The sequence below is a fragment of the Mesorhizobium carmichaelinearum genome, assembly GCF_900199455.1.
GTDB classification, from domain to species: Bacteria; Pseudomonadota; Alphaproteobacteria; order Rhizobiales; family Rhizobiaceae; genus Mesorhizobium; species Mesorhizobium carmichaelinearum.
The window spans coordinates 193,005-216,219 of record NZ_FZQR01000007.1 but is presented as its reverse complement, the minus strand read 5'-3'; the positions used below and the strand labels follow the sequence as shown (position 1 = coordinate 216,219).

The window sequence follows — 23,215 nt, the reverse complement described above, 5'->3', positions numbered from 1 at the left end:
GCTGCATTGCACCATTAAGCTTCTGTTCATCTCGTAGGCAGCCCTCGGCGCAGGACGTGTCGAGATTCAGGTCAGGCCGAGTCGAAAATGATGGCTGCCGAGAACCGGAGCGCAGCGTACTTAAGTACGTGAGCAGGAAGCCATCATTTGCAGGCCGGCCTCACCTGGATATCGGCACGTCCTAGCCGACGTCGAGCACGATCTTGCCTATATGCTCGCCCTCCTCCATCCGCTCATGCGCGCGCCAGGCATCGGTGAGCGGGTAAATCATGTCCATGACGGGTGCGACCTTGCGGGTGCCGAGCAGCGGCCAGACCTGGGCCTCCAGTGCCGCCGCGATCGCCGCCTTGAACTCGACGGTGCGCGGCCGCAGCGTCGAACCGGTATGGGTCAGCCGCTTGACCATGATCTTGGAAAAATCGGCACTGGCGACGGCGCCGGCCTGCACCGCGATCTGGACGATGCGGCCCTCGACGGCGGCGGCCTCGTAGTTGCGCTGGACATAGTCGCCGCCGACCATGTCGAGGATGACATTGGCGCCCTTGCCTTCCGTCGCCTCTTTCACCGCCGTGACGAAATCCTCCTCGCGATAGTTGATCGCGCGGTCGGCGCCGAGTTTCAGGCAGGCGTCGCATTTCTCCTTGGATCCGGCGGTGGTGATGACATAGGCGCCGAAGGCCGAGGCCAGCTGGATCGCCGTCGTGCCGATGCCGGACGAGCCGCCATGCACCAGCAGCGTCTCACCCTTCTTCAGGCCGCCGCGCTCGAACACATTGTGCCAGACGGTGAAATAGTTTTCCGGCACCGCCGCCGCTTCCGTATGCGTGAACCCGGCCGGCAGCGGCAGCACACTGCCGGTGTGAACCTTGACATATTCGGCATAGCCGCCGCCGGGTGTGAGCGCACAGACCCGGTCGCCGATGCGCCAGCGCGATATCTCGTCACCAAGGGCTGCCACTTCGCCCGACACTTCGAGACCCGGCAGGTCCGATGCGCCGGGCGGCGGCGGATAGGCGCCCTTGCGCTGCTGCACGTCGGGCCGGTTGACGCCCGCAGCATGCACCTTGATCAAGATCTCCCCTGGGCCGGGTTGCGGCACGTCGCGCGTCTCCGGTTTCAGCACCCGTGGGCCGCCCGGCTCCGAGATAGCGATTGCCGTCATCCTGGCCGGAATTTTCTGTCCGCTCGCCATGAAGTTTCCCGTCTTTCCTCGCCGCATTCTTACCGGCTGTTTGCATCGACGCCCTTGCCCTATGTATGCTGATTGCCAAATCAGGCAAATGGCCAATCTGGTGTGGCGGAGGAGGAGCAACGATGGCGATCTTCGACGACGAACCCAAGAAGAAGGCGCGCCCGCATGAGATCGGGCAGGACCTGTCGCTGCTCTCGCTTGGTGAACTGTCGGAACGCATCGGCATACTGCGCGACGAAATTGCCCGGCTGGAAGCAGAGATCAAGTCCAAGGACAACACCAAATCGGCCGCCGAGGCGCTGTTCCGCCGCGGATAGAGGACCGGGGCGGGACGGCTCGCCGCTGAAAAGCCGGAATGCGACTGTCTTCAGACCCTGCCACCCCTTTCAGAGTCCAGCCGGATCAAAAAATGCTCGCATCCTACCGACCGATCCTCTCCCTGCTTCGCGGCACTGCCTTTCTGCTCGCGGCATCGGGCCTGCATGGGCTGCTGTTGCCCCTGCGCGGCCAGTTGGAGGGGTTCTCGACCGCATCGCTCGGCCTGATGGGCACGGCCTGGGCCGGCGGCTTCGTCACCGGCTGTTTCTTCGCACCGCGCCTTGTGCGTCGCGCCGGGCATGTGCGCGCCTTCGGCGCCTTTGCCGCGTCCGGCGCCATCGTAGCGCTGCTCACCGGCCTGATCATCGACGAATATGTCTGGATCCTGTTGCGCGCCTTCACCGGCTTCACCATGGCCGGCGCCTTCATGGTCATCGAAAGCTGGCTGAACGAGAAGGCCACCAACGAGAACCGCGGCACCGTTTTCGGCCTCTATATGATGGTCACCTACGCCTCGATCATGGGCGGACAGATGATCGTTGCCGGCGGCGACGTGAAATCAGCCTCGCTGTTCATGATCACCGGCATCCTGTTTTGCCTGTCGCTGATTCCGACCGCGGTTTCTTCGGCATCGCTCCCCAAGCCGCTGCAGGACGTCAAGCTCGACGTCAAGGGGCTCTACGCCAACTCGCCGGTGTCGGCGGTCGCTTGCCTGTTGGTCGGTATCGCCAACGGCGCCTGGGGCACGCTGGGTGCCGTCTACGGCGCCCGCATCGGCATTTCCACGGCCGAGATCGCCTTGATGATGAGCCTTGTCGTCGTCGCCGGTGCGGCCATGCAGCTGCCGGCCGGGCGTCTCTCCGACAAGACCGACCGGCGTTTCGTGCTGGCTGGTGCCGCCTTCGGGGGGGCGTTGGTAGCCCTCTTAATCTTCCTGTTCGAACCGCGCTCGGCCGTCTTCGTCATCGTCTTAACCGCCGCTTACGGCGCCTTCGCCTACACGCTCTATTCGATCGCCGTGGCGCATGCCAACGACCACGCCCGTGCGGAGGATTTCGTCAAAGTATCGGGTGGCCTGCTGCTGCTTTACGGCTTCGGCACGATGATTGGCCCTTTGCTGGCAGCGGCGCTGATGGGCTGGATGCGCCCGGAGGGCCTGTTTCTGGCGACCGCCTTCGCGCATCTGTCGCTGGCCGGCTACACGCTGCTGCGCATCAGCCGCCGCGCTCCGGTGCCGATCGAAAATCGCGATGCCTTCAAGACGCAGCCTGCCGATCGCTCGCTGACGCCGGAAGCATTGCGGCTCGATCCAAGAAGAAAAGCAGAAGCAGACAGTTGAGATTCGAAAAACTTTGCCTCACAAATGAGGCATGATGTTTTCCGACGCCTTCATGGCGATCGCCGACCCCAATCGGCGCCATCTTCTGGAAGAACTTCGACGCGGCCCGAAAACCGTTAACGAGTTGGCCGCCGGCTTGCCAGTATCACGCCCGGCCGTATCACAGCATCTGAAAGTGCTTCTGGACGCCGGATTGGTCAACGCCAAAGCTGAAGGCACGCGACGTGTCTATACAGTCAGCAATTCCGGCTTCCTGAAGCTCAACATCTGGCTCGATCAATTCTGGGAAGCCTGACCGTTTCTGACCGCGGCCCGATCAACACTTCAGGTCTTTTTGTCCAGAAAGGCGCCGAGCAGATCGAGCAGCACTCCGGTCCCGTGCTCGCGCGTTGACGAGGTGTCGTGGCCATCGAGGAAAGCGCCCTGCTCGGTCAGCACCAGCCGCGTCCCCTTGCCTTCTGCAAAAAGTTCGATCGTGGCCAGCGACACCGAGATGCGGGTTCCGCCGAACAGCATGTCATAGCTGTAGACGATACGCTGGTCCGGCACGATATCCTGATAGGTAGCGGTGTAGACGTGGATCGGACCATCTTTTGGCCCGCCGGCATTGACCTCTTTGCCGCCGACGCGAAAGTCCATTTCAAAGCGGCCGGGCATCGGATTGTCGGGATCGGTGAACCAGCGTCGCTTGGCGTCTGCATTGCTGAGCGCGAAGAAGACTTTCGACGGCGCCGCCGGATAGAGACGCTCGATGACGAAGGTGGAATGGACGACGGATTTTTGGCTCACTGAGATCTCCTTCATGTTTCGTCTTTGGTTTCCGCCAGAAAATCGCCCAGCCGGTCCAGCCGGCGCTCCCAGGCGAGGCGCCGCTCATTGATCCAGTGTTCGGCCGCCCTCAGCGCCTTGGGTTCAATCTGGCAGGTACGCACCCGTCCAACCTTCTGCGTGCGCACCAGCCCGCTTGCCTCCAGAAGGTTGAGGTGCTGGACGACGGCCGACAGCGACATCGCCAGCGGCTCGGCCAGCTGGCTTACCGAGGCGGGGCCGCGCGACAGCCGGTCGACCATCTGCCGCCGCGCCGGATCCGCGAGCGCCTGGAACATCAGGTCGAGCTGGGCGGCATCGTGCAGCATCGCGGTCAGCCGTTGTTGTAGGGAAAAAACTTGAAGTAGGGCTGCGCCTCCTCGATGACCCTGGCGAAGGCAGGGCGCTGCAATAGGCGGTCGTGATAGCGCTTCACGGCCGGATATTTGTCGCCGAACGGCTCGACCTTGTTGGCATAGAAGAGCGCGGGCGACGCCGCGCAATCGGCCAGGCTGAAGGCGTCGCCCACAGCCCAGCGCCTCGACTGCATCTCCTGTTCGATGATGGCATAGGACATGCGCAGCTGGCCGCGCGCCTGCTCGACGCCGAACGGATCGGTCTTGTCGAGCGGACGCAACCGGTCGCCGACGATCTTCTGCATCGGCTCCTGCACATAGAAATCATAGAAGCGGTCGGCCTGGCGAACCGCCAGCGCCGCATCGATGTCGGCGGGAACGAGTTCGACCACACCCGGATAGTGCGCGGCGAGATATTCAACGACGATAGTCGATTCCAGCACCGTGCGGTCGCGCGCATCGTCGCGCAGTGCCGGCATCTTGCCGGTCGGCGAAATCTTCAGGAAGGCCGCGCGCGAGTGCTCGTCGCCAAGGTCGACGATGACCGGGTTGAAGGCCGTGCCATTCTCGTAGAGCGCGATCAGGGGCTTCCAGCAGAAGGAGGCAAGCGGATGGAAATGCAGCGTCAGGGACATTCTGTGCTCTTCTGTTTGATGGTTCGTCGATGGGCGGGAGCTATGCGCCCGCCAGGTCAACACTGAAGCAATTGCTTAACTATTGTGGCAAATCTTGCCCGTCAAGACCGACCTCGTGAAATCTCAATTGGAGCTGATATGAGCGACGATGGCGGCTTCGATGTCCAGCCAGTCTTGCGGATGCAGCTCATGGCCGTCGCCCGCGACGCTAAGGAGGTTCGCGCCGACGACCGTTTTGGCCAGCGCCTCGCCATGCCCGACCGGAAAGATCGGATCTGATGTGCCATGGATGACCAGCAGCGGCGCCGTCATCTCCGGCAAGCGACCCTTCCATGCATCTCCGCCCTTGAGCGAGAAATGATTGGTTGCACTCAGGAGCCCGCCGGAGCGATCGTAATCCTGTTCGATGAAGGCCCGCATCCGGGCCTCGTCGAACGGATGCGCGGTGCTGGCGATCGCCCGCGCATCCCTGACCACGAAATCGATCACCTGGCCGCGGTCCGACCAGTCGACATCGGCGCCCGCGGCCGAATGCTCGATATAGGCATCGGTCGTCTGTGGCAGATGCGAGGTGTCCATTCCCACCGGCGAGCTGCTGATCACCGTCAGCGACGCGACGCGGGAGGGGTGCTTGAGCGCCACGATTTGCGCGATCATGCCGCCCATCGACATGCCGGCGACATGGGCCTTGCCGATGCCGTGGCTGTCGAGCACGCCGATCGCATCGTCCGCCATGTCGTCGAATGTGTAGGGCGGCTTCCCCGGCGGATATTTGGTCGAGCGGCCGGTATCTCGATTGTCATAGCGAATGACATACAGGCCGGTATCCGCCAGTTCCCGGCAAAATGCCTCCGGCCACCACAGCATCGAGGCCATCGCGCCCATGATCAAAAGCAGCGGGGGATTTTCAGGGTCGCCGAAGGCTTCGGATTTGATCTCGGGGCGATTGATCGTCGTCATCACGCAGCCTCCTAATCTGATTGCATTTTGCAATCGGTTGCACCATAATAAAACTGATACGATAATGCAACTGGTTTTGTGTGGAGAGAATCGAATGAGCCTCGATCGCCGGTCCGGCTGCCCGATCAACCTGTCGCTGGAAGTGTTCGGCGACCGCTGGAGCCTGATCATCCTTCGCGACATGATTTTCGGCGGCAGGCGGCATTTTCGCGAACTGCTCAACGGATCGATGGAAGGCATTGCCTCCAACATCCTTGCCGACCGGCTGAAGCGGCTGATGGAACTTGGCATGCTGACCAAGGCCGACGACCCCTCACACAAGCAGAAGGCGATCTACAGCCTGACCGAGATGGCCATCACGCTGGTGCCGATCCTGGCCCATCTCGGCGCCTGGGGCCGGGTCTGGCTGCCGACCAGCGAGGAACTCTCGATCCGCGCCGAGCTCCTGGAAAAGGGCGGGCCGCCACTATGGGAGAAGTTCATGGACGAGTTGCGCCATGAGCATCTCGGCACGCCACTCGACACTGCGTCCGGCCCTTCTGTTCGCGCGACCCTGCAGGCGGCCTATCAAGCCGTGGTCGCCAGCAAGGCTCTCAGCGCCAGCCCGGCCGCGTAACCAACTATTTTCCCCGTTTAGAGCCCGGCTCTGCTAGAACAAGCGGAAACCACAATTCACGGGATTGGATAAGGTCTTGGTTGAGAACTCTCGGGATGCCGCCCGCGCGCGCGCCGATCTGCGCTTCAAGAAACAGGAAGAAGCGGCGACCGTCCGCCAGAAGGCGATGGCGGAATATGCCGCCGAGAGCGACGCCCGCAAGGTCAAGACCGACAAGCTGCGGGCCCTGCGGCTCGCCAAGGAAGCCGAAGACCTCGCCAACGCCCCGGCAGTGCCCGCCAAGAAGCCTGCACGTGCCAAAAAGAAATAACACTTTCGGCACCGCCGCCTGAATCGGCCGGCGCCTGCTCGCCTGTTGCCGTTCGACGGCGCCATCCAGACAGCGGACCTTCATCCCACCGCTTCACAAGAAGCAATTTCAACCGAAACCGGGATTGCTTCGGCCGGCCGGCCGCCGATGATTGTCCCTTTCCAACAGGAGATTGCCATGACCGCACTGCCGCTCGAAAAAGCCAGGCAAATCATCGATGCCGCCTTTGCCAAGGGCGCCGATCTCAAGCTCAAGCCGCTGGGCGTCTCGGTGCTTGACGCCGGCGGACATCTGGTCGCCTTCCAGCGCCAGGACGGCGCCTCGTTCCTGCGCCCGCAAATGTCGGCCGGCAAGGCCTATGGCGCGCTGGCCATCGGCATGGGCTCACGCAAGGTCGAGGCCTTCGCCAAGGAGCGCCCGCATCTGGTCGCCGGCATTTCCGACGTATCGGGCGGGCGCGTGCTGCCGGTCGTCGGCGGCGTGCTGATCCGCGACAAGGCCAGCACTATTGTCGGTGCCGTCGGCATATCAGGCGACACATCGGACAATGACGAGGCAGCGGCCATCGCCGGCATCGAGGCCGCCGGCTTCACCGCCGATCCGGGCTGAGCCCTTAGTCTAGTTGACGTTGATGTCCCGGCTCGCCGACCGCATCGACACCGCGAACCCGGCCAGCACATCGAACAGTGCGATGATCATCAGCGTGAAGAAGATCGAATGCGCGGCACCCTTGACCAGCAGGAACTCGACCAGGAAAGCAACGAAGACCAGCGTCGACAGGAGATGGTCCATGATCGAGGCGCTGGTCGTGCGCGCCGACTTCACCATTTCGAGGAACAGGAAGATCAGCCCGATCAAGATCATCAGGTCGCCCAGCGTCATCGAGAACACCCCACCCGACATCATGCGGAACGAGAAGATCTCGCTCGCCCATGGATCGTCACCGCCGCCGAAAATTCCGAGCAGGCCGAGATTGTAGAGAATGAAAGGCACGATCAAAAGCGGGACGGCACCGAACATCTGGCGTCTCCATATGGGGGCACCTTCTGTAGAATGCGCCACAGGCACGCCGTCAAGATTTTTCGTAAGAAGCCGCAAACACGGTCGAAGACCGGATGCAACAACCATGTCAGCCGGTTGCAAGCGCAAGCCAGAGGCTGAGCGCTGAAGTAGCCGGCGCGCATTGCACGCCGGTGAGATGGCAGCCCGAGCTTCGGCTCCGGTTCATCAAGTTCCGCCAAACGCAAAAAGACCGGCCAGAGGCCGGTCCTTTGTAACTCAAACCTTGGGAAAAGCTGGTCTCAGCTTTCCTTGGGGGTCAGCACCTGGCGACCGCGATACATACCGGTCTTCAGGTCGATGTGGTGCGGGCGGCGCATTTCGCCGGAATTCTTGTCCTCGACATAGGTCGGGGCCTTGAGGGCGTCTGCCGAGCGGCGCATGCCGCGCTTGGACGGAGAGGTTTTGCGTTTCGGAACGGCCATGGATATGCTCCACTACATGGTCAAAAGCCCCGCCCGCCCTCGTGAAAGGGCCATGTCGGGGCCTAAATCTGAGAAAGTCGGGTGCCTATACACGCCCTGTGCCGTTTTGGCCAGCGCTACCATGAATTTTTTTGAGTTGGCTAGGTTAGGGTGCATCGAGGTTCAGGTCAGGTCGAGCCGAAAACGATGGATACCGAGAACCGGAGCGGAGCGTACTTGAAGTACGTGAGCACCGGGAGCGCAGGTATCCGCCGTTTGCAGGCCGGCATCACCTGAACATCGACACACCCTATTCGAGACAGCCGACATAGGCACCGGAACGACCTGCCCTGCGCTCGATCAGATTGGCGAGCCGTCTCAGGCCCGGCCCGGGTTTTGCCGGATTGCGGGCGATCGGATTGGGCAAGGTGACGGCGAGGAGTGCCGCCTGCCGGCGCGACAGCTGTTTTGCCGAAATGCCGAAATGGTGCTGTGCCGCCGCCTCGATGCCATAGATGCCCGGCCCCCATTCGGCGATGTTGAGATAGATTTCCATGATGCGGCGTTTCGACATCACGGCGTCGAAATAGACGGCCAGCGGCAGTTCGACGACCTTGCGCACCGAGCCCAGCGGCCGCGACCAGAGAAAAAGGTTCTTCACCGTCTGCATGGTGATGGTCGAGGCGCCGCGCGTCGCCTCGCCGGCCAGCGCATCGTCGACGACACCGCGCAATTCGCCGAGATCGACGCCGCGGTGGAAGCAGAATTGCCCGTCCTCCGACATGATGACCGAATGGGCCAGCACCGGCGCGACATCGTCAATCGACACCCAGCGCCGGTCATAGCCGGAGAAGGTCGCCAGGTCCTTCAGCATCAGCGTCGACACCGGATGCACGAAGGACGGCAGGTAAAGAAAGGTCAGCACCGTCGGAATCAACGCCAGTACGGCGGCCACGACGATGCCGCGCCGGACCCAGCGCCTGAGATTGCGGCGGTTCACGCCTCGCGATCTCGTCGCCATGTCCAGCTTTTCGGTTTCATGATCGACGATCGGTTCCGCCAAGCCGCCCAACCCGTGCCAGAGAGCTCGTTTTGAAACGCGCTCCTGTGAGTCATATGACAGTGTTTTCGAGAACCGGAGCGGAGCGTACATTCGAGTACGTGAGCACCGGAAGCGCAGAAAACGCCTTCAGATGACCGCAGGAGTAGAGTTTCCAAACGGGCTCTTACCGCTCCGGCATAATGGCGCTTGCCTTCTTGCGCAACGTCTGAGTGTCGGCTACCGGTCCCGGCCATGACGAATGACGACGAAATGGCGTTCGAAATGGCGCTCATCCGGCGGGCGGCGGCCGTCGAGGTGCTGCTGCGGCGATTGCTTGACGATCGCCCGCTTTCGGGGGAGATCGCGCGACCCGACCGGCTGATGGCGGCGATGCGCCATGGCGTGCTGAACGGCGGCAAGCGCCTGCGCCCCTTCCTGGTCATGGAAAGTGCCGCCCTGTTTTCCGCCGATGGCGAAGCGGCACTACGCGTCGCGGCGGCCCTTGAATGCGTGCATTGCTATTCGCTGATCCATGACGATTTGCCGGCGATGGACGACGATGATCTGCGCCGCGGCCAGCCGACCGTGCACAGGGCCTTTGACGAGGCAACCGCCATCCTGGCCGGCGACGCCCTGCTGACGCTGGCCTTCGACATCATCGCCGATGAGGCGACCATGCTGCCGGCGGAGCGGCGGGCCGCCCTGGTGTTGGCGCTTGCCCGCGCCGCCGGCGCCGGCGGCATGGTCGGTGGCCAGAAACTCGACCTCGAAGCCGAGCAGACACCGCCCGACGAGGCGGGCATCATAACACTGCAGGCGATGAAGACCGGCGCACTGATCCGCTTCGCCTGCGAAGCGGGCGCAATCATCGCCGGCGCTCCGGCGGAAGACCGCGAGCGGCTGGCTGAATTCGGCTCGGCGATCGGCCTTGCCTTCCAGCTTGCCGACGATCTGCTTGACCTCACCGCCGACGCCAGCCAGATGGGCAAGGCGACCGGTAAGGACGCCGCCGCCGGCAAGGGAACGCTGGTGGCGCTGCATGGCGCGAATTGGGCGCGCAGCCAGCTGCACGGCCTTGTCGGCCAGGCCCACGCGCTGCTCGAACCCTATGGCGAACCGGCGGCGCTGCTGAAGGAAGCCGCCACCTTCGTGGCGACACGCAACAGCTGAGTTTGGCATTTGGAAATTGCCTGCCTGGCAGGGCAGGCAGGACTATCCCCGCCCTGCGCCATTCGCCACGACATACACCGAATAGAGCGACTGCCGCGCCGTGATGAACAGGCGGTTGCGTTTCGGGCCGCCGAAGGTGAGGTTCGCCACCGTCTCCGGAATGCGGATCTTGCCGATCAGCGTGCCGTCGGGGTCGAAGCAATGGACGCCATCGCCGGCGCCAGCCCAGACGCGGCCAGCCGTATCCACCCTGAATCCGTCGAACAGGCCAGCCGTGCAGGTCGCGAAGACGCCGAGCTCCTCGAGCGCGGTGCCCCCGATGGTGAACTTGCGGATGTGCCGCGGGCCGTCCTTCTGGTGCGTGACGCCGGTATCGCCGACATAGAGGATGGTCTCGTCCGGCGAGAAAGCGAGACCGTTGGGTTTCGCCATCGTCGAGACGACGCGTGTCACCGCGCCCGTTGCAGGGTAGGCTCGGTAGACGTGGCAGCCCTCGATCTCCTGCTCGGCGCGGTCGCCCTCATAGTCGGTCGCGATGCCGTAGGGCGGATCGGAAAACCACACCGTGCCGTCCGAGTGAACCACCACATCGTTGGGCGAATTCAGCCGCTTGCCCTCGAAGCGGTCGGCGATCACGGCGATCGACCCGTCATGCTCGGTGCGGGTGACGCGCCGCGCGCGGTGCTCGCAGGTGACCAGCCGCCCTTCAGTGTCGACTGTGTTGCCGTTGGCGTTGTTCGCCGGCGCGCGAAAAACCGAGACCATGCCGCTGGTGTCGTCATAGCGCATGATGCGGTCATTCGGGATGTCCGAAAACACCAGATACCGCCCGGCTGCGGACCATGCCGGACCCTCCAGCCAGCGCCCGCCCGTCCACAGCCGTTCGACGGCGACATGGCCGACGAAGCAGCGCTCGAACCGCTCGTCGAGAACCTCGAAGCCTGCGCCTTCAATGTCTCCGAACATGCCTTGTCCTCCACGAAGCCGGCCTATCGATAGCCTTCGCGGCGAGCCATTTTCAAGACTTGACCTGCAAAAATGTTAGCGATAACATCGTTGCCAATTCAGTCCGTTTGTTTGGCTTGGGAGGGCCATAGATGCGGCCCAAGCTCATCGAATTCATCGACATCTCCAAGCGCTTCGGCGGCACTCTGGCGCTGAAGTCGGTCTCGCTCGACATCCACGAGGGCGAGGTCGTGGCGCTGCTGGGCGAGAACGGCGCCGGCAAGTCGACGCTGATCAAGACGCTGGCAGGCATTTACAAGCGCGACCAGGGAACAATCCGCTTTCGCGGCGAGGACTATCACCACCGCCCGCCGCGCCCCAACCAGCCACAGAAGGTCGCCTTCATCCATCAAGATCTCGGCCTCATCGAATGGATGACGGTGGCCGAGAATGTCGGCATGGCGCAGGGTTTTTCGCGCCGCTCGGGCCTGATCGACTGGCGCGACACAGAGCGTCGTGCCGAGGCTGCCCTGGCACTGGTCGGCTGCGCCTTCGATCCGGCGACGCGCGTCCAGGATCTTTCCCGCACCGAGAAATCGCTGGTGGCCATCGCCCGCGCGCTCGCCACCGAAGCCGATGTGCTGGTGCTCGACGAGCCGACGGCAAGCCTGCCGGCCGATGAGGTCGAACGCCTGTTCCAGGCGCTGCGGCCGTTGCGCGAGCGCGGTGTCGGCATGATCTATGTCTCGCACCGCCTGGACGAAGTGTTCCGCATCGCCGACCGTGTCGCCGTGATGCGGGACGGCCGCATGGTGGCGGTCAAGCCGGTCACCGAGACGACGCCGCAGGAACTGGTCGATCTCATCGTCGGCCGCCCGGCGCATCAGATGTTCGCCAAGTCGCGCTGGCAGGACGGACCCGAGCGCCTGAAGGTCGAGGATCTGCGCTGCGGCAGCGTCGGTCCGGTTCGCTTCGAGGCGCGATCAGGTGAACTGCTCGGCCTGGTCGGCCTGCGCGGTGCAGGACAGGAAGCCGTCGGCCGCGCGCTGTTCGGCGCCGAGCCTTTCGACGGCACAGTCTCACTCGACGGCAAACGCCTCGATTTGTCCTCGGTCGGTGCAGCCCTTGCCGCCGGCGTCGGTCTGATCGCGCGCGACCGCACCGAGGAGTCGGTGGCGCTGTCGCTGTCCGTGCGCGAGAACATGTATCTCAACCCATCGGCGGTCGGCCGCGGACTTTTCTCCTTCATGAAGCCGGCGCGGGAGAGCGAGCTGACGCAGGAGCTCGGCGCGCGGCTCGGCCTGAGGCCAAACGACCCGCATCTGCCGATCGAGGCGCTCTCCGGCGGCAACCAGCAGAAGGTGGTCGTCGGCCGCTGGCTGGCGACGGGCCGCAAGCTGCTGATCGCCGAGGATCCGACGGCGGGCGTCGATGTCGGCGCCAAGGCTGAAATCTACCGGCTGATCGCGGCGGCCGTCGAAGCCGGGCTGGCGGTCATCGTCGTGTCCACGGATTTCGAGGAGGTCGCCCATATCTGCCATCGCGCCCTTGTCTTTTCGCACAACCGCATCGTGCGCGAACTGGCCGGCGATGCCTTGACGACGGCGGCGCTCATCCACGCCGCCTCCGTGTCCGAAGCCGCCTGAGGAGGATCCATGAACTCGATCAAATCGACTGCGCTGGAGCCGACCCGCTCGGAACTCTCCGGGCTGAGCTTTGGCCAGAAGGCGGCGCGCTATCTGCCGGTCTACGGCCTGCCGATCCTGACGCTGCTGCTCATCCTGCTGTTCTCGCTGCTCCTGCCGCGCACCTTCCCGACGCTGCTCAATCTGCGCTCGATCATCTCCGACAAGGCGATCATCGCCCTGCTCTCGCTGGCGGCGATGATCCCCATGGCCTCCGGCCGCATCGACCTGACCGTCGGCTACGGCATCGTGCTCTGGCATATCCTGGCCATCAGCCTGCAGACCGCCTTCGGTGTCCCCTGGCCGATCGCGGTGCTCATCGTCATCCTGCTCGGCGTCGTGACCGGCTTCATCAACGGCCTGCTGGTCGAGGTGGCGCGCATCGATTCCTTCATCGCCACGCTCGGCACCGGCACCGTGCTCTATGCATTGGCCATGTGGTACACGGGCGGCCGCCAGGTCGTCGGCATGCTTCCCGACGGCTTCCTCGCTCTCAACGGCACGATGCTGTTCGGCCTGCCGATCACTGGCTACTACGTGATCGTCCTGGCGCTGGCGATGTGGCTTGTGCTCGAATACATGCCGATCGGCCGCTACCTCTACGCCATCGGCGCCAATCCCAAGGCCGCCGCGCTCAACGGCATACCGGTGCAGAAATTCGTCATGGGCGCCTTCATTGCTTCGGGCGCGCTGACCGCGCTGGGCGGTGTGCTTCTCGCCTCGAAGCTGCGGATCGGCCAGGCCAGCGTCGGTCTCGAATATCTGCTGCCGGCACTGGTCGGTGCCTTCCTCGGATCGACCACCATCAAGCCCGGCCGCGTCAATGTCTGGGGCACGATCATCGGCGTCGTCATCCTCGCCGCCGGCATTTCCGGCATCCAGCAATTCGGCGGCTCGTTCTGGGTCGAGCCGCTGTTCAACGGCGTCACATTGCTCGTCGCCATCGGCATTGCCGGCTACGCGCAGCGCCGCCGCGGCGCGGTCGTGCCGCCCCCAGCCGCCAGCCAACCAACAAAGACAAATGACAATGCTTAATGGGAGAAGAAACATGCATCGCAGAACAGTCCTTCAACTCGGCGTCGCCTGCCTGGCGCTTGGCATCGTCTCAACCGCGCTGGCCGACCCGATGGCCGACGCCAAGGCCGTCGTCGACAAATACGCCAGCAAGGTCGACAAATGGGACGGCCCGACGACCGGACCGAAAGGCGCTGCCGGCAAGACGATCGTGGTGCTTGGCGCCGATATGAAGAACGGCGGCATCCTTGGCGTCACCAAGGGCGTCGAGGAAGCAGCGGCGGCCCTTGGCTGGACCGTCAAGACACTTGACGGCGCCGGCTCCATCGGCGGCCGCACCGCGGCATTCGGCCAGGCGCTGGCGCTCAATCCCGACGGCATCATCATCAACGGCTTCGATGCCGTGGAGCAGAAACCGGCGATGGAGCAGGCCAGGGCGGCCAAGATTCCGATGGCGGCATGGCATGCCGCGCCGACGGTCGGCCCGATCGACGATCTCGGCATCATCGCCAACGTCTCGACCGATCCGATGGAAGTGTCGAAGGCGGCAGCCGACTGGGCCTTTGTCGACGCCAAGGGCAAGCCTGGCGTCATCATCTTCACCGATTCCACCTACCAGATCGCCATCGCCAAGGCGGACCGGATGAAGAAGGAGATCGAGGATCTCGGCGGCAAGGTGCTCGAATATGTCGACACGCCGATCGCCGAAACCTCGCAGCGCATGCCGCAGCTCACCACCTCGCTGCTGCAGAAATACGGCGACGCCTGGACCCATTCGCTGGCCATCAACGATCTCTATTTCGACTTCATGGGCCCGTCGCTGGCGGCCGCCGGCAAATCCGGCACCGACGCGCCGATCAATGTGGCGGCGGGCGATGGTTCCGAATCCGCCTACCAGCGCATCCGCTCCAGCCAGTTCCAAAAGGTGACGGTGGCAGAGCCGCTGAACCTGCAGGGCTGGCAGCTCGTCGACGAGCTCAACCGCGCCATGGCTGGCGAGAAATGGTCGGGCTACATCTCGCCGCTGCATGTGGTGACGTCGGACAATGTCGAATTCGATGGTGGCCCGGACAACCGCTTCGATCCGGGCAACGGCTATCGCGACCAATACAAGAAAATCTGGGGCAAGTAAGCTCGGCCGCAAAGGCCACCAGAAGACGGCTGGCGCTCATCGCGCTGGCCGTTTTCTTTTTTGGAGACCGTTAAGCCGTGTGGCGCACGATCACCTTGGGCGTCATGCCGACCACCACCCGGTCATCGGCCGCGCGGCGATCGTTGAGCAGGTCGAGCACCAGCTCGGCCACTCTGATGCCTATCTCATGCGCGCCGACGTCGATCGTGGTGATCGAAGGCACCGACTGCTCGGCGAGGTCATAGGCGCCGAAGCCGGCGATCGCGACGTCCTCGGGGACACGGATGCCGCGCCGAACGCATTCCATCAGCGCGCCGAAGGCCGAAAGGTCCGACACGCACATCACCGCCTGCGTGTCCGGCCAGCGTGAGATCATCTCGACCATGGCGATGGCGCCCTCGCGCATCGAGATCGGCGGCACGCCCGACGCGATGACGCGCGAGGCGTCGAGGCCGCGGTCCTGCAGCGCCGCGACGAAGCCGCGCCGGCGATCGAGGCCACGCGTGTCGCGCGAGGTATCACCGCCGATGAAGCCGAGCCTCGAATAGCCACGCGCGACGAAATGATCGACCATCAGCCGCCCGGCTTCGGCGTTGGAGAAACCGACGACATGACCGATCGGATCGTCTGGCAGATCCCAGGTCTCCACCACCGGCACGCCGGCATTCTCCAGCATCTTGCGGCAGCGCGGCGTATGCCGGCCGCCGGTGACGATGATCGCTTCCGGCCGCCGCCTGAGCAGTTGGCCGACCAGGCGCTCCTCCTCCTCGACATTGTAGTCGGTGAAGCCGAGCAGGATTTCCAACCCGCTGTCGCGCAGGCCCTCGGTCATGCCGCGCACCGTGTCGGCGAAATTGGCGTTGTTGATCGAAGGGATCGTCACCGCGACGAAACCCGACCGGCGCGATGACAGGTTGGCGGCGATGCTGTCGAAGACATAGCCGAGCTCGTCCGCCGCCCGTATGATCCGGTCGCGCGTGTCGGCGCTGATGGAGGTATCGCGTTTGAATGCGCGCGACACGGTCATTGTCGAGACGTTGGCGCGATGCGCGACATCGGCCATGGTCGGGCGTTTTGGCGAAGGCTGCATGGCCATACGTTATCGATATCACTGCGGAATGCAACGCGCCGCCGAGGCTCACGAGAAGGCGATCTGAACCTTCATTGCCTGGCTGCGGTCGTTGGCAAGTTCGAAGCCGGACAAGGCCTCGTCGCAGACCACGGTGTGGGTGATCAGCGGCTTCACGTCGATCAACCCCTTGCGCATCAGCTCGACGCCCACGGCGAATTCCGGATGGAAACGGAACGACCCGTTGATCGACAGTTCCTTGGTGGTGACCGCCGACATCGGCAGGGCCATCTCGGCGCCGCCGAGGCCGAGCTGGACGATGGTGCCACGCGGGCGCAGCGCCGCGATGCCTTGCGCCAGCGCCGCCGCGGCCCCCGAGCATTCATAGAGGATGTCGAAGGTGCCCTTGTCGGCGAGATAGGGAGCCAGCCCTTCCGGGTCCGTCCACGTGTTGATCGTCTTGTCGGCCCCGGCCCGGACCGCCATCGCCAGCGTAAAATCGGTGATGTCGACGGCGACGATCTCGGCCGCACCGGCGCGCCGTGCGCTGAGGATCGACAGCAGGCCGATCGGCCCGCAGCCGGTTACCAGTACGCGCTTGCCCAGCATCTCGCCGGCCCGGCGCGTCGCGTGGAGACAGACCGCCAGCGGTTCGGCCATCGCCGCCTCGCCGGCGCTCAACCCGTCCGCCGGCACGCATTGCAGCCCGTCCGCCACCAGCATTTCGCGGAACGCGCCCTGTATGTGCGGGAATGGCATGGCGCTGCCGTAGAAGCGCATGTTGAGGCATTGGTTGTGCATCCCTTCGCGGCAGTACCGGCAGCTGTAGCAGGGCCGCGAAGGCGAGACCGCGACCAGCTGACCAGGCTGCAGCCCGCTGACGCCGGACCCAAGCTTTTCGATGACGCCGGAGACCTCGTGACCGAGGATCATCGGCTCCTTCAGCCGCACCGTTCCGAAGCCGCCGTGATTGTAATAGTGCAGGTCGCTGCCGCAGATGCCGCCGGCGGCGAGACGCAGCAGCACCTGGCCTGGCCCCGGCTCCTCGACCGGACGGTCCTCGATGCGCAAATCCTTGGCGGCATGGATGACGATCGACTTCATGGCAGGCGAGCTCCTCGGGCAGGTCCAGGAAGGCTGTGCAGCGTTTCCCTTCGGAGTTGAGATTAGGAGTTAAAGCACCGGCGTGAGCAGCGGCTGGCCGGCAAAATGGGCGGCGAGGTTGTCGCGCACAAGCTTGCCCATGGCCTTGCGCGTTTCGACGGTGCCCGACGCATGGTGCGGCTGCAGCAGCACATTGTCGAGCGCCAGGAAACGCGGATTGAGCTTCGGCTCGCCTTCGAAGACGTCGAGCGCGGCGCAACCAAGCGTCTTCTTCTCGAGCGCGTCGAGCAGCGCATCCTCGTCGATGTTGGAAGCGCGCGAAATGTTGATCAGCATGCCGTCCTCGCCAAGTGCGGCGATCACATCGCTGTTGACGATGTGGCGCGTCGCGGGCGACGCGGCAAGCGTCACGAACAGGAAATCCGAGCGCTCGGCCAGCTTGACCGGGTCGGCGACGAACGCCCAGTTCGACGCGAAATCCTTGCGTGTGGGGCTGCTGTACGCAATGTCCATGCCGAAGCCGGCGAGGCGTTTGGCCACCTCGTGACCGATGCGGCCAAGACCAAGTACGCCGGCCCGCCGGCCCCAGACGCGGCGCTGCAGCGGGTACAGCCCCTTGGCCGCCCAACTGCCGTCGTGCACCCAACGCTGCGCCTCGACCACGCCACGCGAGAGGGCGAGCATCATGGCGATCCCGAGATCGGCGACATCGCCGGTCAGCACATCGGGCGTGTTGGTGACGCGCACGCCCCGTTCCCGGCATGCCGCGAGGTCCACCGCGTCGAAACCGACACCATAGACGCTCACGACCTCGAGTGAAGGACAGGCCGCGATCATGGCCCGGCTGGCGCCGAGTTCGCCGCGCGTGGCGATGGCGCGTATGCGCGGCCCAACCTCTGCAAGGAAGGACGGCTTGTCGAGCGCGTCGAAATAACGGTGGACAACAAAGGCCTGGTTGAGTGGCTCCTCGTCCCACGCTGGATAAGGTCCAATCTGAAGGATGTGAGGCCGCTGCATCGGTTTTCGCTCCAATTGACTTGACAGCAATGTTATCGATAACATAACAACATTCAACGACGAGAGGCAATCGGGAAAATGTCGTCCACTCTGTTCGATCTCACGGGGCGCACGGCGCTCGTTACCGGCTCCTCTCAAGGCATCGGATTTGCGTTGGCCGAGGGCCTGGCCGGGGCTGGCGCCAGCGTGGTCCTCAATGGCCGCGACGCGACAAAGCTCGCGGCGGCGGCGGCACGGATACCAGGGGCACGAACACTCGTCTTCGACGCCACCGACCATGAAGCGGTGCGCTCCGCCATTGACGGTTTCGAGCTCTCCGGCGGGCAGATCGACATACTGGTGAACAATGCCGGCATGCAGTTCCGCACACCGCTCGAGGACTTTCCCGCCGATGCTTTCGAGCGCCTGCTGCAGACCAATGTCGCCAGCGTCTTCCATGTCGGCCAGGCGGTCGGGCGCCACATGATCGGCCGCGGCCGCGGCAAGATCATCAACATCGCCAGTGTGCAGACCGCACTCGCCCGCCCGGGCATCGCACCCTATACGGCGACCAAAGGCGCGGTCGGCAACCTGACCAAGGGCATGGCGACGGACTGGGCCAAGCACGGCCTGCAGTGCAACGCCATTGCACCAGGCTATTTCGACACGCCGCTCAATGCTGCCCTTGTCGCCGACCCGGAATTCAGTGCATGGCTCGAAAAGCGCACACCGGCCGGCCGCTGGGGCAAGGTCGAGGAACTGGTCGGAGCCTGCGTCTTCCTCGCCTCCGACGCGTCGTCCTTTGTCAACGGACATGTCCTCTATGTCGATGGCGGCATCACAGCGTCGATCTGATCCGCCGCGCCGCATGGTCATCATGGGCGTTGCGGGATCGGGCAAGACAACGATCGGCGAAGCACTCGCCCGCGCGATCTCGGCGACCTATGTCGATGGCGACCGGCTGCATCCGGAGGCCAACATCGCCAAGATGAGCGCCGGCATCCCGCTTATCGACGCCGACAGGTGGCCGTGGCTGGCGAAGGTCGGCGAAACCCTGAGGCCAGGCACGATGCCCGTCATCGTCGGCTGCTCGGCGTTGAAGCGCGCTTATCGCGATTTCATCACCGAACAAGCCGGCGCGCCGGTGCTGTTCATCTATCTCGACGGTTCGCGCGAACTGATTTCCCGTCGCATGCGCGAACGCACCGGCCATTTCATGCCGACCAGCCTGCTCGACAGCCAGTTCGCGACGCTGGAGATACCAGGCAAGGATGAGAACGCGATCAGGGTGGCGATCGACGCGCCGCTCGAGGAGATTGTCGCGGACATAACAACGAAATTCGAGGAGCGGCCGTCATGACCAACAAAGTCGCATTGATCGGCGCCGGCGCCATGGGCGGGGCGATCGGCGAGCGCCTGCTCGCCACCGGCAATCGCCTCGCCGTGTTCGATCTCGACAAGGCCAAGGTCGAGGCGCTGGTCGCCAGGGGCGCGACCGCAATGGCGAGTGCGGCCGAGGCCGCCAGCGCGTCCGACTATGTCATTCTCAGCCTCAATTCGGCGGCGATCGTGCGCCGCGCGGTGTTCGGTGACGGCGGCGTGGCGGCTGGAGCGAAGCCCGGCACGCTGATCATCGACATGTCGTCCATCGACCCCGATGCGACGCGCCAGCTCGCCGCCGACGCAAGCGAGAAGGGTTTGCGCTGGGTCGACAGCCCGCTCTCAGGCGGCGCGCCGAAGGCGTTGATCGGCGAGTTGACACTGATGGCCGGCGGCGAAGAGGATGACGTCGAGGATGCCCACAATGTACTGCGCGACGTCGCGGCCAATTACACCCATATGGGCCCGGCCGGCACCGGCCAGACGACCAAGCTGATCAACCAGGTGCTGTGCGCGCTGAACTTCATGGCCGTGGCGGAAGCGACGCGGCTGGCGCTGGACGCCGGCGTCGACGTGCTGAAGATCCCGCAGGCGTTGAAGGGCGGCCGCGCCGACAGCGCCATCCTGCAGGAATACCTGCCGCGCTTCGCCACCCGCGACTACCGGCGCACGGGCCGCATCGACAATATGGTCAAGGATCTCAATGCCGCGCAGGATCTGGCGCGGCGCACGCATACGGCGATGCCGCTGACGGCCGTCTGCGCCGAAGTGCACAGGCTGCTGACGGCTGCTGGACTGGGCGGCGAGGATCAGGCCGCATTGATGGAATTCTTCCAACGCAACAACGATCAGGAGAACCGGACATGATCACGCGCTATGCGCTGTTTGAAGGCAAGGTGAAGGACGGTGAGACCCTGGCATTCCGCCAGGCTGTCCTCGAGACCGTCCTGCCGAAGTGGAAGGCGTTTCCCGGCGCGCTCGACGTACGCGTCAGTTTCGCCGAAAAGCGTGACGACGGCGCACCGGAATTCCCGTTGATCCTGGCGATCAACTACCGCGACATGGCGGCCGTCGACGCGGCCCTTGCCAGCCCCGTCCGCGCTGAATCGCGCGCCGCGACCGAAGCGGTGCTGACCAGATATTTCGAGGGTCGCATCCACCATCACGTCACGATCGCCAACGAGTTCCCCCTGGCCAAAGCGTAGTGGCATCCGCGGTTCCGGCCCCGGCTCGCTTCCTGGCGGGGTCGTGTCAGCAATCGGACAGGCGCGCCAACGAAATCTTAATGTAAATGAAGCGTAATCCCGGTCGTTAAAATAATGCGTATGTGTTGGGGTTGCGCATGCCGGAATATTCTTCCTTCATCCGGTTTGTCCGGATTCGCTATCTTTCAGGATTGCTGATCTTCGCGCTGGCTTCCACGGCCATCATGGTTGCGCTCAACCGTGTCAATTCCTTCCGTCATGAGGTCGATGCGCTAAGCAGCAACCTCGTCGTCTTCACCCGCGACCTGCGCAACGCGACCAGCTTCGCCGAGACGACGGGTTCCGCCTGGCGCAACGAAACGCGCGACGCGCTGACCGCTTCGGCGCGCGACCATTCCGAACGTCTGACCAGCGAGATCGACACGCTGACCGCCCAGTTCGCCGCGCTGCGCTCGCGCCTGTCGGCCAAGACCATCAACGAACTCGAAACCGCCTCGGTCAACGGCGACCTGTTCTGGTCGGCGCACGACATGGTGCGCAATTTCAACCTGATGTCGATGGCGCAAAAGGCCGATGAATGGAGCTATCGGGAGATCCGCAACCAGAACGATCTGTTTGTCCAGCCGATGCTGGTCCGTGTCCGCACCGCCATGGACGAGGAGCGCCATCTGGCCGACGCATCCAGTGACCGGTTGCTCTTGTGGGCGAGCGGCCTGTTGTTCGGCGTCCTGGCCATCGTCGCCTTCTGGATTTTCCGGCCGATGGAACAGGCGATCCGCCGCGGCTTTGCCCAATCGGCCGAATCCCTGTTCAAGGCCGAGGCCGCCGACCGCGCCAAGTCGGAATTCCTGGCCAATATGAGCCACGAAATCCGCACGCCGATGAACGGCGTGCTCGGCATGGCCGAATTGCTGGCCAAGACCGAGCTGACTCCACGCCAGAAGACCTTCACCGACGTCATCGTCAAATCCGGCAATGCGCTGCTCACCATCATCAACGACATCCTCGACTTCTCCAAGATCAATGCCGGACAGCTGACGCTGGACCCCGCCCCGTTCCGTCTCACCGAAGCGGTCGAGGATGTGGCGACGCTGGTCTCGGCACGCGTCGCCGAAAAGAACCTCGAACTGATCGTACGCGTCGACCCGCGCCTGCCGGCCCATGTCGTCGGCGACGCCGGCCGCTTCCGGCAGATCGTCACCAATCTGGTCGGCAATGCGGTGAAGTTCACCGAGAAGGGCCATGTGCTGATCGATGTCGGCGGCGACACTGTCAACGACGTTGTCCAGCTCAAGCTGCGTGTCGAGGATACGGGCATCGGCATTCCGGCCGAGAAATTGCAGAATGTGTTCGAGAAATTCGCGCAGGTCGACGGCTCCTCGACCCGCCGCCATGAGGGCACCGGCCTTGGGCTTGCCATCGCCGCCCGCCTCGTCGACCTGATGGCCGGCAAGATCGGCGTCGAGAGCGAGATCGGGCGCGGCTCCGTCTTCTGGTTCGGGGTGCCGCTGCCCGTGCACCATGCCGAGGCGCGCGATGCGATCGTGCCGGTCGACGTCACCGGCGCCCGCGTGCTGGTCATCGACGACAATCCGGTCAACCGCGAGATCCTGCTCGAGCAGCTCAGAAGCTGGAGCTTCGACTGCGCCGCCGCCGAAAGCGGCGCGGTGGGGCTCGCCTTCCTCGATCGCGCCTGCCAGCTGGGCGCCAGCGTCGACTGCATCATCCTCGACTACCAGATGCCCGGCATGAACGGCGCCGATGTCGCCCGGGCCATTGCCGCTGACAGCCGGCTGTCAGCCATCCCGATCGTCATCCTGACCTCAGTCGACCAGGTCGATTTCGGCAAGATGATCATCGATTTCGGCATTGCCGCGCATCTGACCAAGCCGGCGCGCTCGGCAGTGCTGCTTGGTACGGTCATTTCAGTCATCCAGAAGGCCCGCTCACAGGTCGGCAAGGCGCAGTTCATCCGTGAGCCGGTCCAGCCGATGCCACAGCCGGCTCCGCCGGCCTTCACCATCATCCGCGGCCCCGCCATACCGGTCGCCACCGCACCGGAATCGGTCGTCACGCCGAACGGCCCGATCGACATCCTCATCGCCGAGGACAATGAGGTGAACCAGCTGGTGTTCGGCCAGATCCTCAACGGGCTGGGCCTCAGCTACCGCATCGCCGGCAACGGTCGCACGGCGGTCGAGATGTACCGATCGCTGCATCCGAAGCTGATCCTCATGGATGTCTCGATGCCCGAGATGAACGGCTACGAGGCAACCCGCGCCATCCGGGCGATCGAGACCTCGTCGGGCGGTCACATCCCCATCATCGGCGTCACCGCGCACGCGCTGAAGGGCGATCGCGACAAGTGCATCGAGGCCGGCATGGACGACTATCTGCCGAAGCCGGTCTCGCCCGACCGCCTCGGCGCCAAGATCGGCACATGGTTGAGCGAAACGGTGGTGGCCAAGACGGCCTGA

Annotated in this window: 27 protein-coding genes; 15 read left to right on the top strand and 12 right to left on the bottom strand. The window is 64.1% G+C overall.

Features of this window, described 5'->3' with window-relative positions; genetic code table 11:
- Window positions 1-181: 181 nt before the first annotated feature.
- The gene (locus CKW40_RS18110; protein WP_095201247.1) at window positions 182-1,192 is read right to left on the bottom strand and encodes an NAD(P)H-quinone oxidoreductase; all 1,011 of its coding nucleotides are present in this window, start codon (window positions 1,190-1,192) and stop codon (window positions 182-184) included.
- Window positions 1,193-1,314: 122 nt separating this feature from the next.
- Between CKW40_RS18110 and CKW40_RS18105 the strand changes: the two genes are divergently transcribed.
- The 3 genes from CKW40_RS18105 to CKW40_RS18095 all read left to right on the top strand — a co-directional run bounded on the left by CKW40_RS18105 (window position 1,315) and on the right by CKW40_RS18095 (window position 3,144).
- Window positions 1,315-1,509 (top strand): DUF1192 domain-containing protein, encoded by a 195-nt coding sequence (locus CKW40_RS18105; RefSeq protein WP_095201246.1) that lies wholly within the window; start codon window positions 1,315-1,317, stop codon window positions 1,507-1,509.
- 92 nt (window positions 1,510-1,601) lie between these two features.
- On the top strand, window positions 1,602-2,849 hold the full coding sequence (locus tag CKW40_RS18100) for an MFS transporter (RefSeq protein ID WP_095201245.1): 1,248 nt from the start codon (window positions 1,602-1,604) through the stop codon (window positions 2,847-2,849).
- Between the two features lie 31 nt (window positions 2,850-2,880).
- On the top strand, window positions 2,881-3,144 hold the full coding sequence (locus tag CKW40_RS18095) for an ArsR/SmtB family transcription factor (RefSeq protein WP_027041916.1): 264 nt from the start codon (window positions 2,881-2,883) through the stop codon (window positions 3,142-3,144).
- Window positions 3,145-3,173: 29 nt separating this feature from the next.
- Here the strand turns inward: CKW40_RS18095 and CKW40_RS18090 are convergent, their stop codons facing one another.
- The 4 genes from CKW40_RS18090 to CKW40_RS18075 all read right to left on the bottom strand — a co-directional run bounded on the left by CKW40_RS18090 (window position 3,174) and on the right by CKW40_RS18075 (window position 5,607).
- Window positions 3,174-3,638: an SRPBCC family protein gene (locus CKW40_RS18090; RefSeq protein WP_095201396.1), complete on the bottom strand. Its 465-nt coding sequence runs from the start codon at window positions 3,636-3,638 to the stop codon at window positions 3,174-3,176.
- Between the two features lie 11 nt (window positions 3,639-3,649).
- Entirely contained in the window at window positions 3,650-3,985 is a 336-nt protein-coding gene (locus CKW40_RS18085) for an ArsR/SmtB family transcription factor (protein ID WP_095201244.1), read from the bottom strand.
- A 5-nt stretch (window positions 3,986-3,990) separates the two neighbouring features.
- Window positions 3,991-4,647: a glutathione S-transferase family protein gene (locus CKW40_RS18080; RefSeq protein ID WP_095201243.1), complete on the bottom strand. Its 657-nt coding sequence runs from the start codon at window positions 4,645-4,647 to the stop codon at window positions 3,991-3,993.
- A gap of 123 nt (window positions 4,648-4,770) precedes the next feature.
- Window positions 4,771-5,607, bottom strand: coding sequence for an alpha/beta fold hydrolase (locus CKW40_RS18075; RefSeq protein WP_095201242.1), 837 nt, complete (start codon window positions 5,605-5,607; stop codon window positions 4,771-4,773).
- Window positions 5,608-5,701: 94 nt separating this feature from the next.
- Here CKW40_RS18075 and CKW40_RS18070 point away from each other — a divergent pair, with 94 nt between their 5' ends.
- The 3 genes from CKW40_RS18070 to CKW40_RS18060 all read left to right on the top strand — a co-directional run bounded on the left by CKW40_RS18070 (window position 5,702) and on the right by CKW40_RS18060 (window position 7,142).
- The gene (locus CKW40_RS18070) at window positions 5,702-6,223 is read left to right on the top strand and encodes a winged helix-turn-helix transcriptional regulator (RefSeq protein ID WP_095201241.1); all 522 of its coding nucleotides are present in this window, start codon (window positions 5,702-5,704) and stop codon (window positions 6,221-6,223) included.
- Window positions 6,224-6,299: 76 nt separating this feature from the next.
- On the top strand, window positions 6,300-6,533 hold the full coding sequence (locus tag CKW40_RS18065) for a hypothetical protein (protein WP_095201240.1): 234 nt from the start codon (window positions 6,300-6,302) through the stop codon (window positions 6,531-6,533).
- Window positions 6,534-6,710: 177 nt separating this feature from the next.
- Complete coding sequence (locus CKW40_RS18060) at window positions 6,711-7,142, top strand: GlcG/HbpS family heme-binding protein (protein WP_095201395.1); 432 nt, start codon at window positions 6,711-6,713, stop codon at window positions 7,140-7,142.
- Window positions 7,143-7,151: 9 nt separating this feature from the next.
- Here the strand turns inward: CKW40_RS18060 and CKW40_RS18055 are convergent, their stop codons facing one another.
- From CKW40_RS18055 to CKW40_RS18045, 3 genes are all read right to left on the bottom strand, one after another.
- Window positions 7,152-7,553, bottom strand: coding sequence for a hypothetical protein (locus CKW40_RS18055; protein WP_095201239.1), 402 nt, complete (start codon window positions 7,551-7,553; stop codon window positions 7,152-7,154).
- Window positions 7,554-7,834: 281 nt separating this feature from the next.
- Window positions 7,835-8,017, bottom strand: a complete 183-nt coding sequence (gene rpmF / locus CKW40_RS18050) for a 50S ribosomal protein L32 (RefSeq protein ID WP_008834724.1) — start codon at window positions 8,015-8,017, stop codon at window positions 7,835-7,837.
- Window positions 8,018-8,306: 289 nt separating this feature from the next.
- Window positions 8,307-9,068 (bottom strand): biosynthetic peptidoglycan transglycosylase, encoded by a 762-nt coding sequence (locus tag CKW40_RS18045; protein ID WP_095201238.1) that lies wholly within the window; start codon window positions 9,066-9,068, stop codon window positions 8,307-8,309.
- Window positions 9,069-9,290: 222 nt separating this feature from the next.
- Between CKW40_RS18045 and CKW40_RS18040 the strand changes: the two genes are divergently transcribed.
- Window positions 9,291-10,208: a polyprenyl synthetase family protein gene (locus CKW40_RS18040; RefSeq protein WP_095201237.1), complete on the top strand. Its 918-nt coding sequence runs from the start codon at window positions 9,291-9,293 to the stop codon at window positions 10,206-10,208.
- 42 nt (window positions 10,209-10,250) lie between these two features.
- On the opposite strand, the gene CKW40_RS18035 is transcribed toward CKW40_RS18040, so the two are convergent.
- Window positions 10,251-11,174, bottom strand: a complete 924-nt coding sequence (locus tag CKW40_RS18035; RefSeq protein WP_095201236.1) for an SMP-30/gluconolactonase/LRE family protein — start codon at window positions 11,172-11,174, stop codon at window positions 10,251-10,253.
- Window positions 11,175-11,305: 131 nt separating this feature from the next.
- On the opposite strand from CKW40_RS18035, the gene CKW40_RS18030 reads away from it, so the two are divergent.
- The 3 genes from CKW40_RS18030 to CKW40_RS18020 are packed head-to-tail and all read left to right on the top strand — an operon-like array spanning window position 11,306 to window position 14,984.
- Window positions 11,306-12,799: a sugar ABC transporter ATP-binding protein gene (locus CKW40_RS18030; RefSeq protein WP_095201235.1), complete on the top strand. Its 1,494-nt coding sequence runs from the start codon at window positions 11,306-11,308 to the stop codon at window positions 12,797-12,799.
- A 9-nt stretch (window positions 12,800-12,808) separates the two neighbouring features.
- A complete protein-coding gene (locus CKW40_RS18025; RefSeq protein WP_095201234.1) occupies window positions 12,809-13,873 on the top strand; it encodes an ABC transporter permease in 1,065 nt (354 codons plus the stop codon).
- A 13-nt stretch (window positions 13,874-13,886) separates the two neighbouring features.
- On the top strand, window positions 13,887-14,984 hold the full coding sequence (locus tag CKW40_RS18020) for an ABC transporter substrate-binding protein (protein WP_095201233.1): 1,098 nt from the start codon (window positions 13,887-13,889) through the stop codon (window positions 14,982-14,984).
- Window positions 14,985-15,054: 70 nt separating this feature from the next.
- On the opposite strand, the gene CKW40_RS18015 is transcribed toward CKW40_RS18020, so the two are convergent.
- From CKW40_RS18015 to CKW40_RS18005, 3 genes are all read right to left on the bottom strand, one after another.
- Complete coding sequence (locus CKW40_RS18015) at window positions 15,055-16,074, bottom strand: LacI family DNA-binding transcriptional regulator (RefSeq protein WP_244571214.1); 1,020 nt, start codon at window positions 16,072-16,074, stop codon at window positions 15,055-15,057.
- Window positions 16,075-16,122: 48 nt separating this feature from the next.
- Window positions 16,123-17,157, bottom strand: a complete 1,035-nt coding sequence (locus CKW40_RS18010) for an L-idonate 5-dehydrogenase (RefSeq protein WP_095201232.1) — start codon at window positions 17,155-17,157, stop codon at window positions 16,123-16,125.
- Window positions 17,158-17,226: 69 nt separating this feature from the next.
- Window positions 17,227-18,174, bottom strand: coding sequence for a 2-hydroxyacid dehydrogenase (locus tag CKW40_RS18005; protein WP_095201231.1), 948 nt, complete (start codon window positions 18,172-18,174; stop codon window positions 17,227-17,229).
- 78 nt (window positions 18,175-18,252) lie between these two features.
- On the opposite strand from CKW40_RS18005, the gene CKW40_RS18000 reads away from it, so the two are divergent.
- The 5 genes from CKW40_RS18000 (at window position 18,253) to CKW40_RS17980 (ending at window position 23,215) form a co-directional block, all read left to right on the top strand.
- Window positions 18,253-19,008 carry an SDR family oxidoreductase gene (locus tag CKW40_RS18000; RefSeq protein ID WP_095201230.1) on the top strand — a complete coding sequence of 252 codons (756 nt, stop codon included), beginning with the start codon at window positions 18,253-18,255 and terminating at the stop codon, window positions 19,006-19,008.
- Window positions 18,977-19,513: a gluconokinase gene (locus CKW40_RS17995; protein ID WP_095201229.1), complete on the top strand. Its 537-nt coding sequence runs from the start codon at window positions 18,977-18,979 to the stop codon at window positions 19,511-19,513. Before CKW40_RS18000 ends, CKW40_RS17995 begins: the two co-directional genes overlap by 32 nt.
- A complete protein-coding gene (locus CKW40_RS17990) occupies window positions 19,510-20,400 on the top strand; it encodes an NAD(P)-dependent oxidoreductase (RefSeq protein ID WP_095201228.1) in 891 nt (296 codons plus the stop codon). The genes CKW40_RS17995 and CKW40_RS17990 overlap by 4 nt, the downstream gene beginning before the upstream one ends.
- Window positions 20,397-20,738 (top strand): hypothetical protein, encoded by a 342-nt coding sequence (locus CKW40_RS17985; RefSeq protein ID WP_095201227.1) that lies wholly within the window; start codon window positions 20,397-20,399, stop codon window positions 20,736-20,738. Before CKW40_RS17990 ends, CKW40_RS17985 begins: the two co-directional genes overlap by 4 nt.
- Before the next feature lie 137 nt (window positions 20,739-20,875).
- A complete protein-coding gene (locus CKW40_RS17980) occupies window positions 20,876-23,215 on the top strand; it encodes a response regulator (protein WP_095201226.1) in 2,340 nt (779 codons plus the stop codon).

Excerpts from the sequence above, each read along its gene's own strand:
- CKW40_RS18110 (WP_095201247.1), bottom strand. The coding sequence starts at position 1,192 with ATGGCGAGCGGACAGAAAATTCCGGCCAGGATGACGGCAATCGCTATC.
- CKW40_RS18105 (WP_095201246.1), top strand. The coding sequence starts at position 1,315 with ATGGCGATCTTCGACGACGAACCCAAGAAGAAGGCGCGCCCGCATGAG.
- CKW40_RS18100 (WP_095201245.1), top strand. The coding sequence starts at position 1,602 with ATGCTCGCATCCTACCGACCGATCCTCTCCCTGCTTCGCGGCACTGCC.
- CKW40_RS18095 (WP_027041916.1), top strand. The coding sequence starts at position 2,881 with ATGATGTTTTCCGACGCCTTCATGGCGATCGCCGACCCCAATCGGCGC.
- CKW40_RS18085 (WP_095201244.1), bottom strand. The coding sequence starts at position 3,985 with ATGCTGCACGATGCCGCCCAGCTCGACCTGATGTTCCAGGCGCTCGCG.
- CKW40_RS18080 (WP_095201243.1), bottom strand. The coding sequence starts at position 4,647 with ATGTCCCTGACGCTGCATTTCCATCCGCTTGCCTCCTTCTGCTGGAAG.
- CKW40_RS18075 (WP_095201242.1), bottom strand. The coding sequence starts at position 5,607 with ATGACGACGATCAATCGCCCCGAGATCAAATCCGAAGCCTTCGGCGAC.
- CKW40_RS18070 (WP_095201241.1), top strand. The coding sequence starts at position 5,702 with ATGAGCCTCGATCGCCGGTCCGGCTGCCCGATCAACCTGTCGCTGGAA.
- CKW40_RS18060 (WP_095201395.1), top strand. The coding sequence starts at position 6,711 with ATGACCGCACTGCCGCTCGAAAAAGCCAGGCAAATCATCGATGCCGCC.
- CKW40_RS18055 (WP_095201239.1), bottom strand. The coding sequence starts at position 7,553 with ATGTTCGGTGCCGTCCCGCTTTTGATCGTGCCTTTCATTCTCTACAAT.
- rpmF (WP_008834724.1), bottom strand. The coding sequence starts at position 8,017 with ATGGCCGTTCCGAAACGCAAAACCTCTCCGTCCAAGCGCGGCATGCGC.
- CKW40_RS18040 (WP_095201237.1), top strand. The coding sequence starts at position 9,291 with ATGACGAATGACGACGAAATGGCGTTCGAAATGGCGCTCATCCGGCGG.
- CKW40_RS18035 (WP_095201236.1), bottom strand. The coding sequence starts at position 11,174 with ATGTTCGGAGACATTGAAGGCGCAGGCTTCGAGGTTCTCGACGAGCGG.
- CKW40_RS18030 (WP_095201235.1), top strand. The coding sequence starts at position 11,306 with ATGCGGCCCAAGCTCATCGAATTCATCGACATCTCCAAGCGCTTCGGC.
- CKW40_RS18025 (WP_095201234.1), top strand. The coding sequence starts at position 12,809 with ATGAACTCGATCAAATCGACTGCGCTGGAGCCGACCCGCTCGGAACTC.
- CKW40_RS18020 (WP_095201233.1), top strand. The coding sequence starts at position 13,887 with ATGCATCGCAGAACAGTCCTTCAACTCGGCGTCGCCTGCCTGGCGCTT.
- CKW40_RS18015 (WP_244571214.1), bottom strand. The coding sequence starts at position 16,074 with ATGCAGCCTTCGCCAAAACGCCCGACCATGGCCGATGTCGCGCATCGC.
- CKW40_RS18010 (WP_095201232.1), bottom strand. The coding sequence starts at position 17,157 with ATGAAGTCGATCGTCATCCATGCCGCCAAGGATTTGCGCATCGAGGAC.
- CKW40_RS18005 (WP_095201231.1), bottom strand. The coding sequence starts at position 18,174 with ATGCAGCGGCCTCACATCCTTCAGATTGGACCTTATCCAGCGTGGGAC.
- CKW40_RS18000 (WP_095201230.1), top strand. The coding sequence starts at position 18,253 with ATGTCGTCCACTCTGTTCGATCTCACGGGGCGCACGGCGCTCGTTACC.
- CKW40_RS17995 (WP_095201229.1), top strand. The coding sequence starts at position 18,977 with ATGTCGATGGCGGCATCACAGCGTCGATCTGATCCGCCGCGCCGCATG.
- CKW40_RS17990 (WP_095201228.1), top strand. The coding sequence starts at position 19,510 with ATGACCAACAAAGTCGCATTGATCGGCGCCGGCGCCATGGGCGGGGCG.
- CKW40_RS17985 (WP_095201227.1), top strand. The coding sequence starts at position 20,397 with ATGATCACGCGCTATGCGCTGTTTGAAGGCAAGGTGAAGGACGGTGAG.
- CKW40_RS17980 (WP_095201226.1), top strand. The coding sequence starts at position 20,876 with ATGCCGGAATATTCTTCCTTCATCCGGTTTGTCCGGATTCGCTATCTT.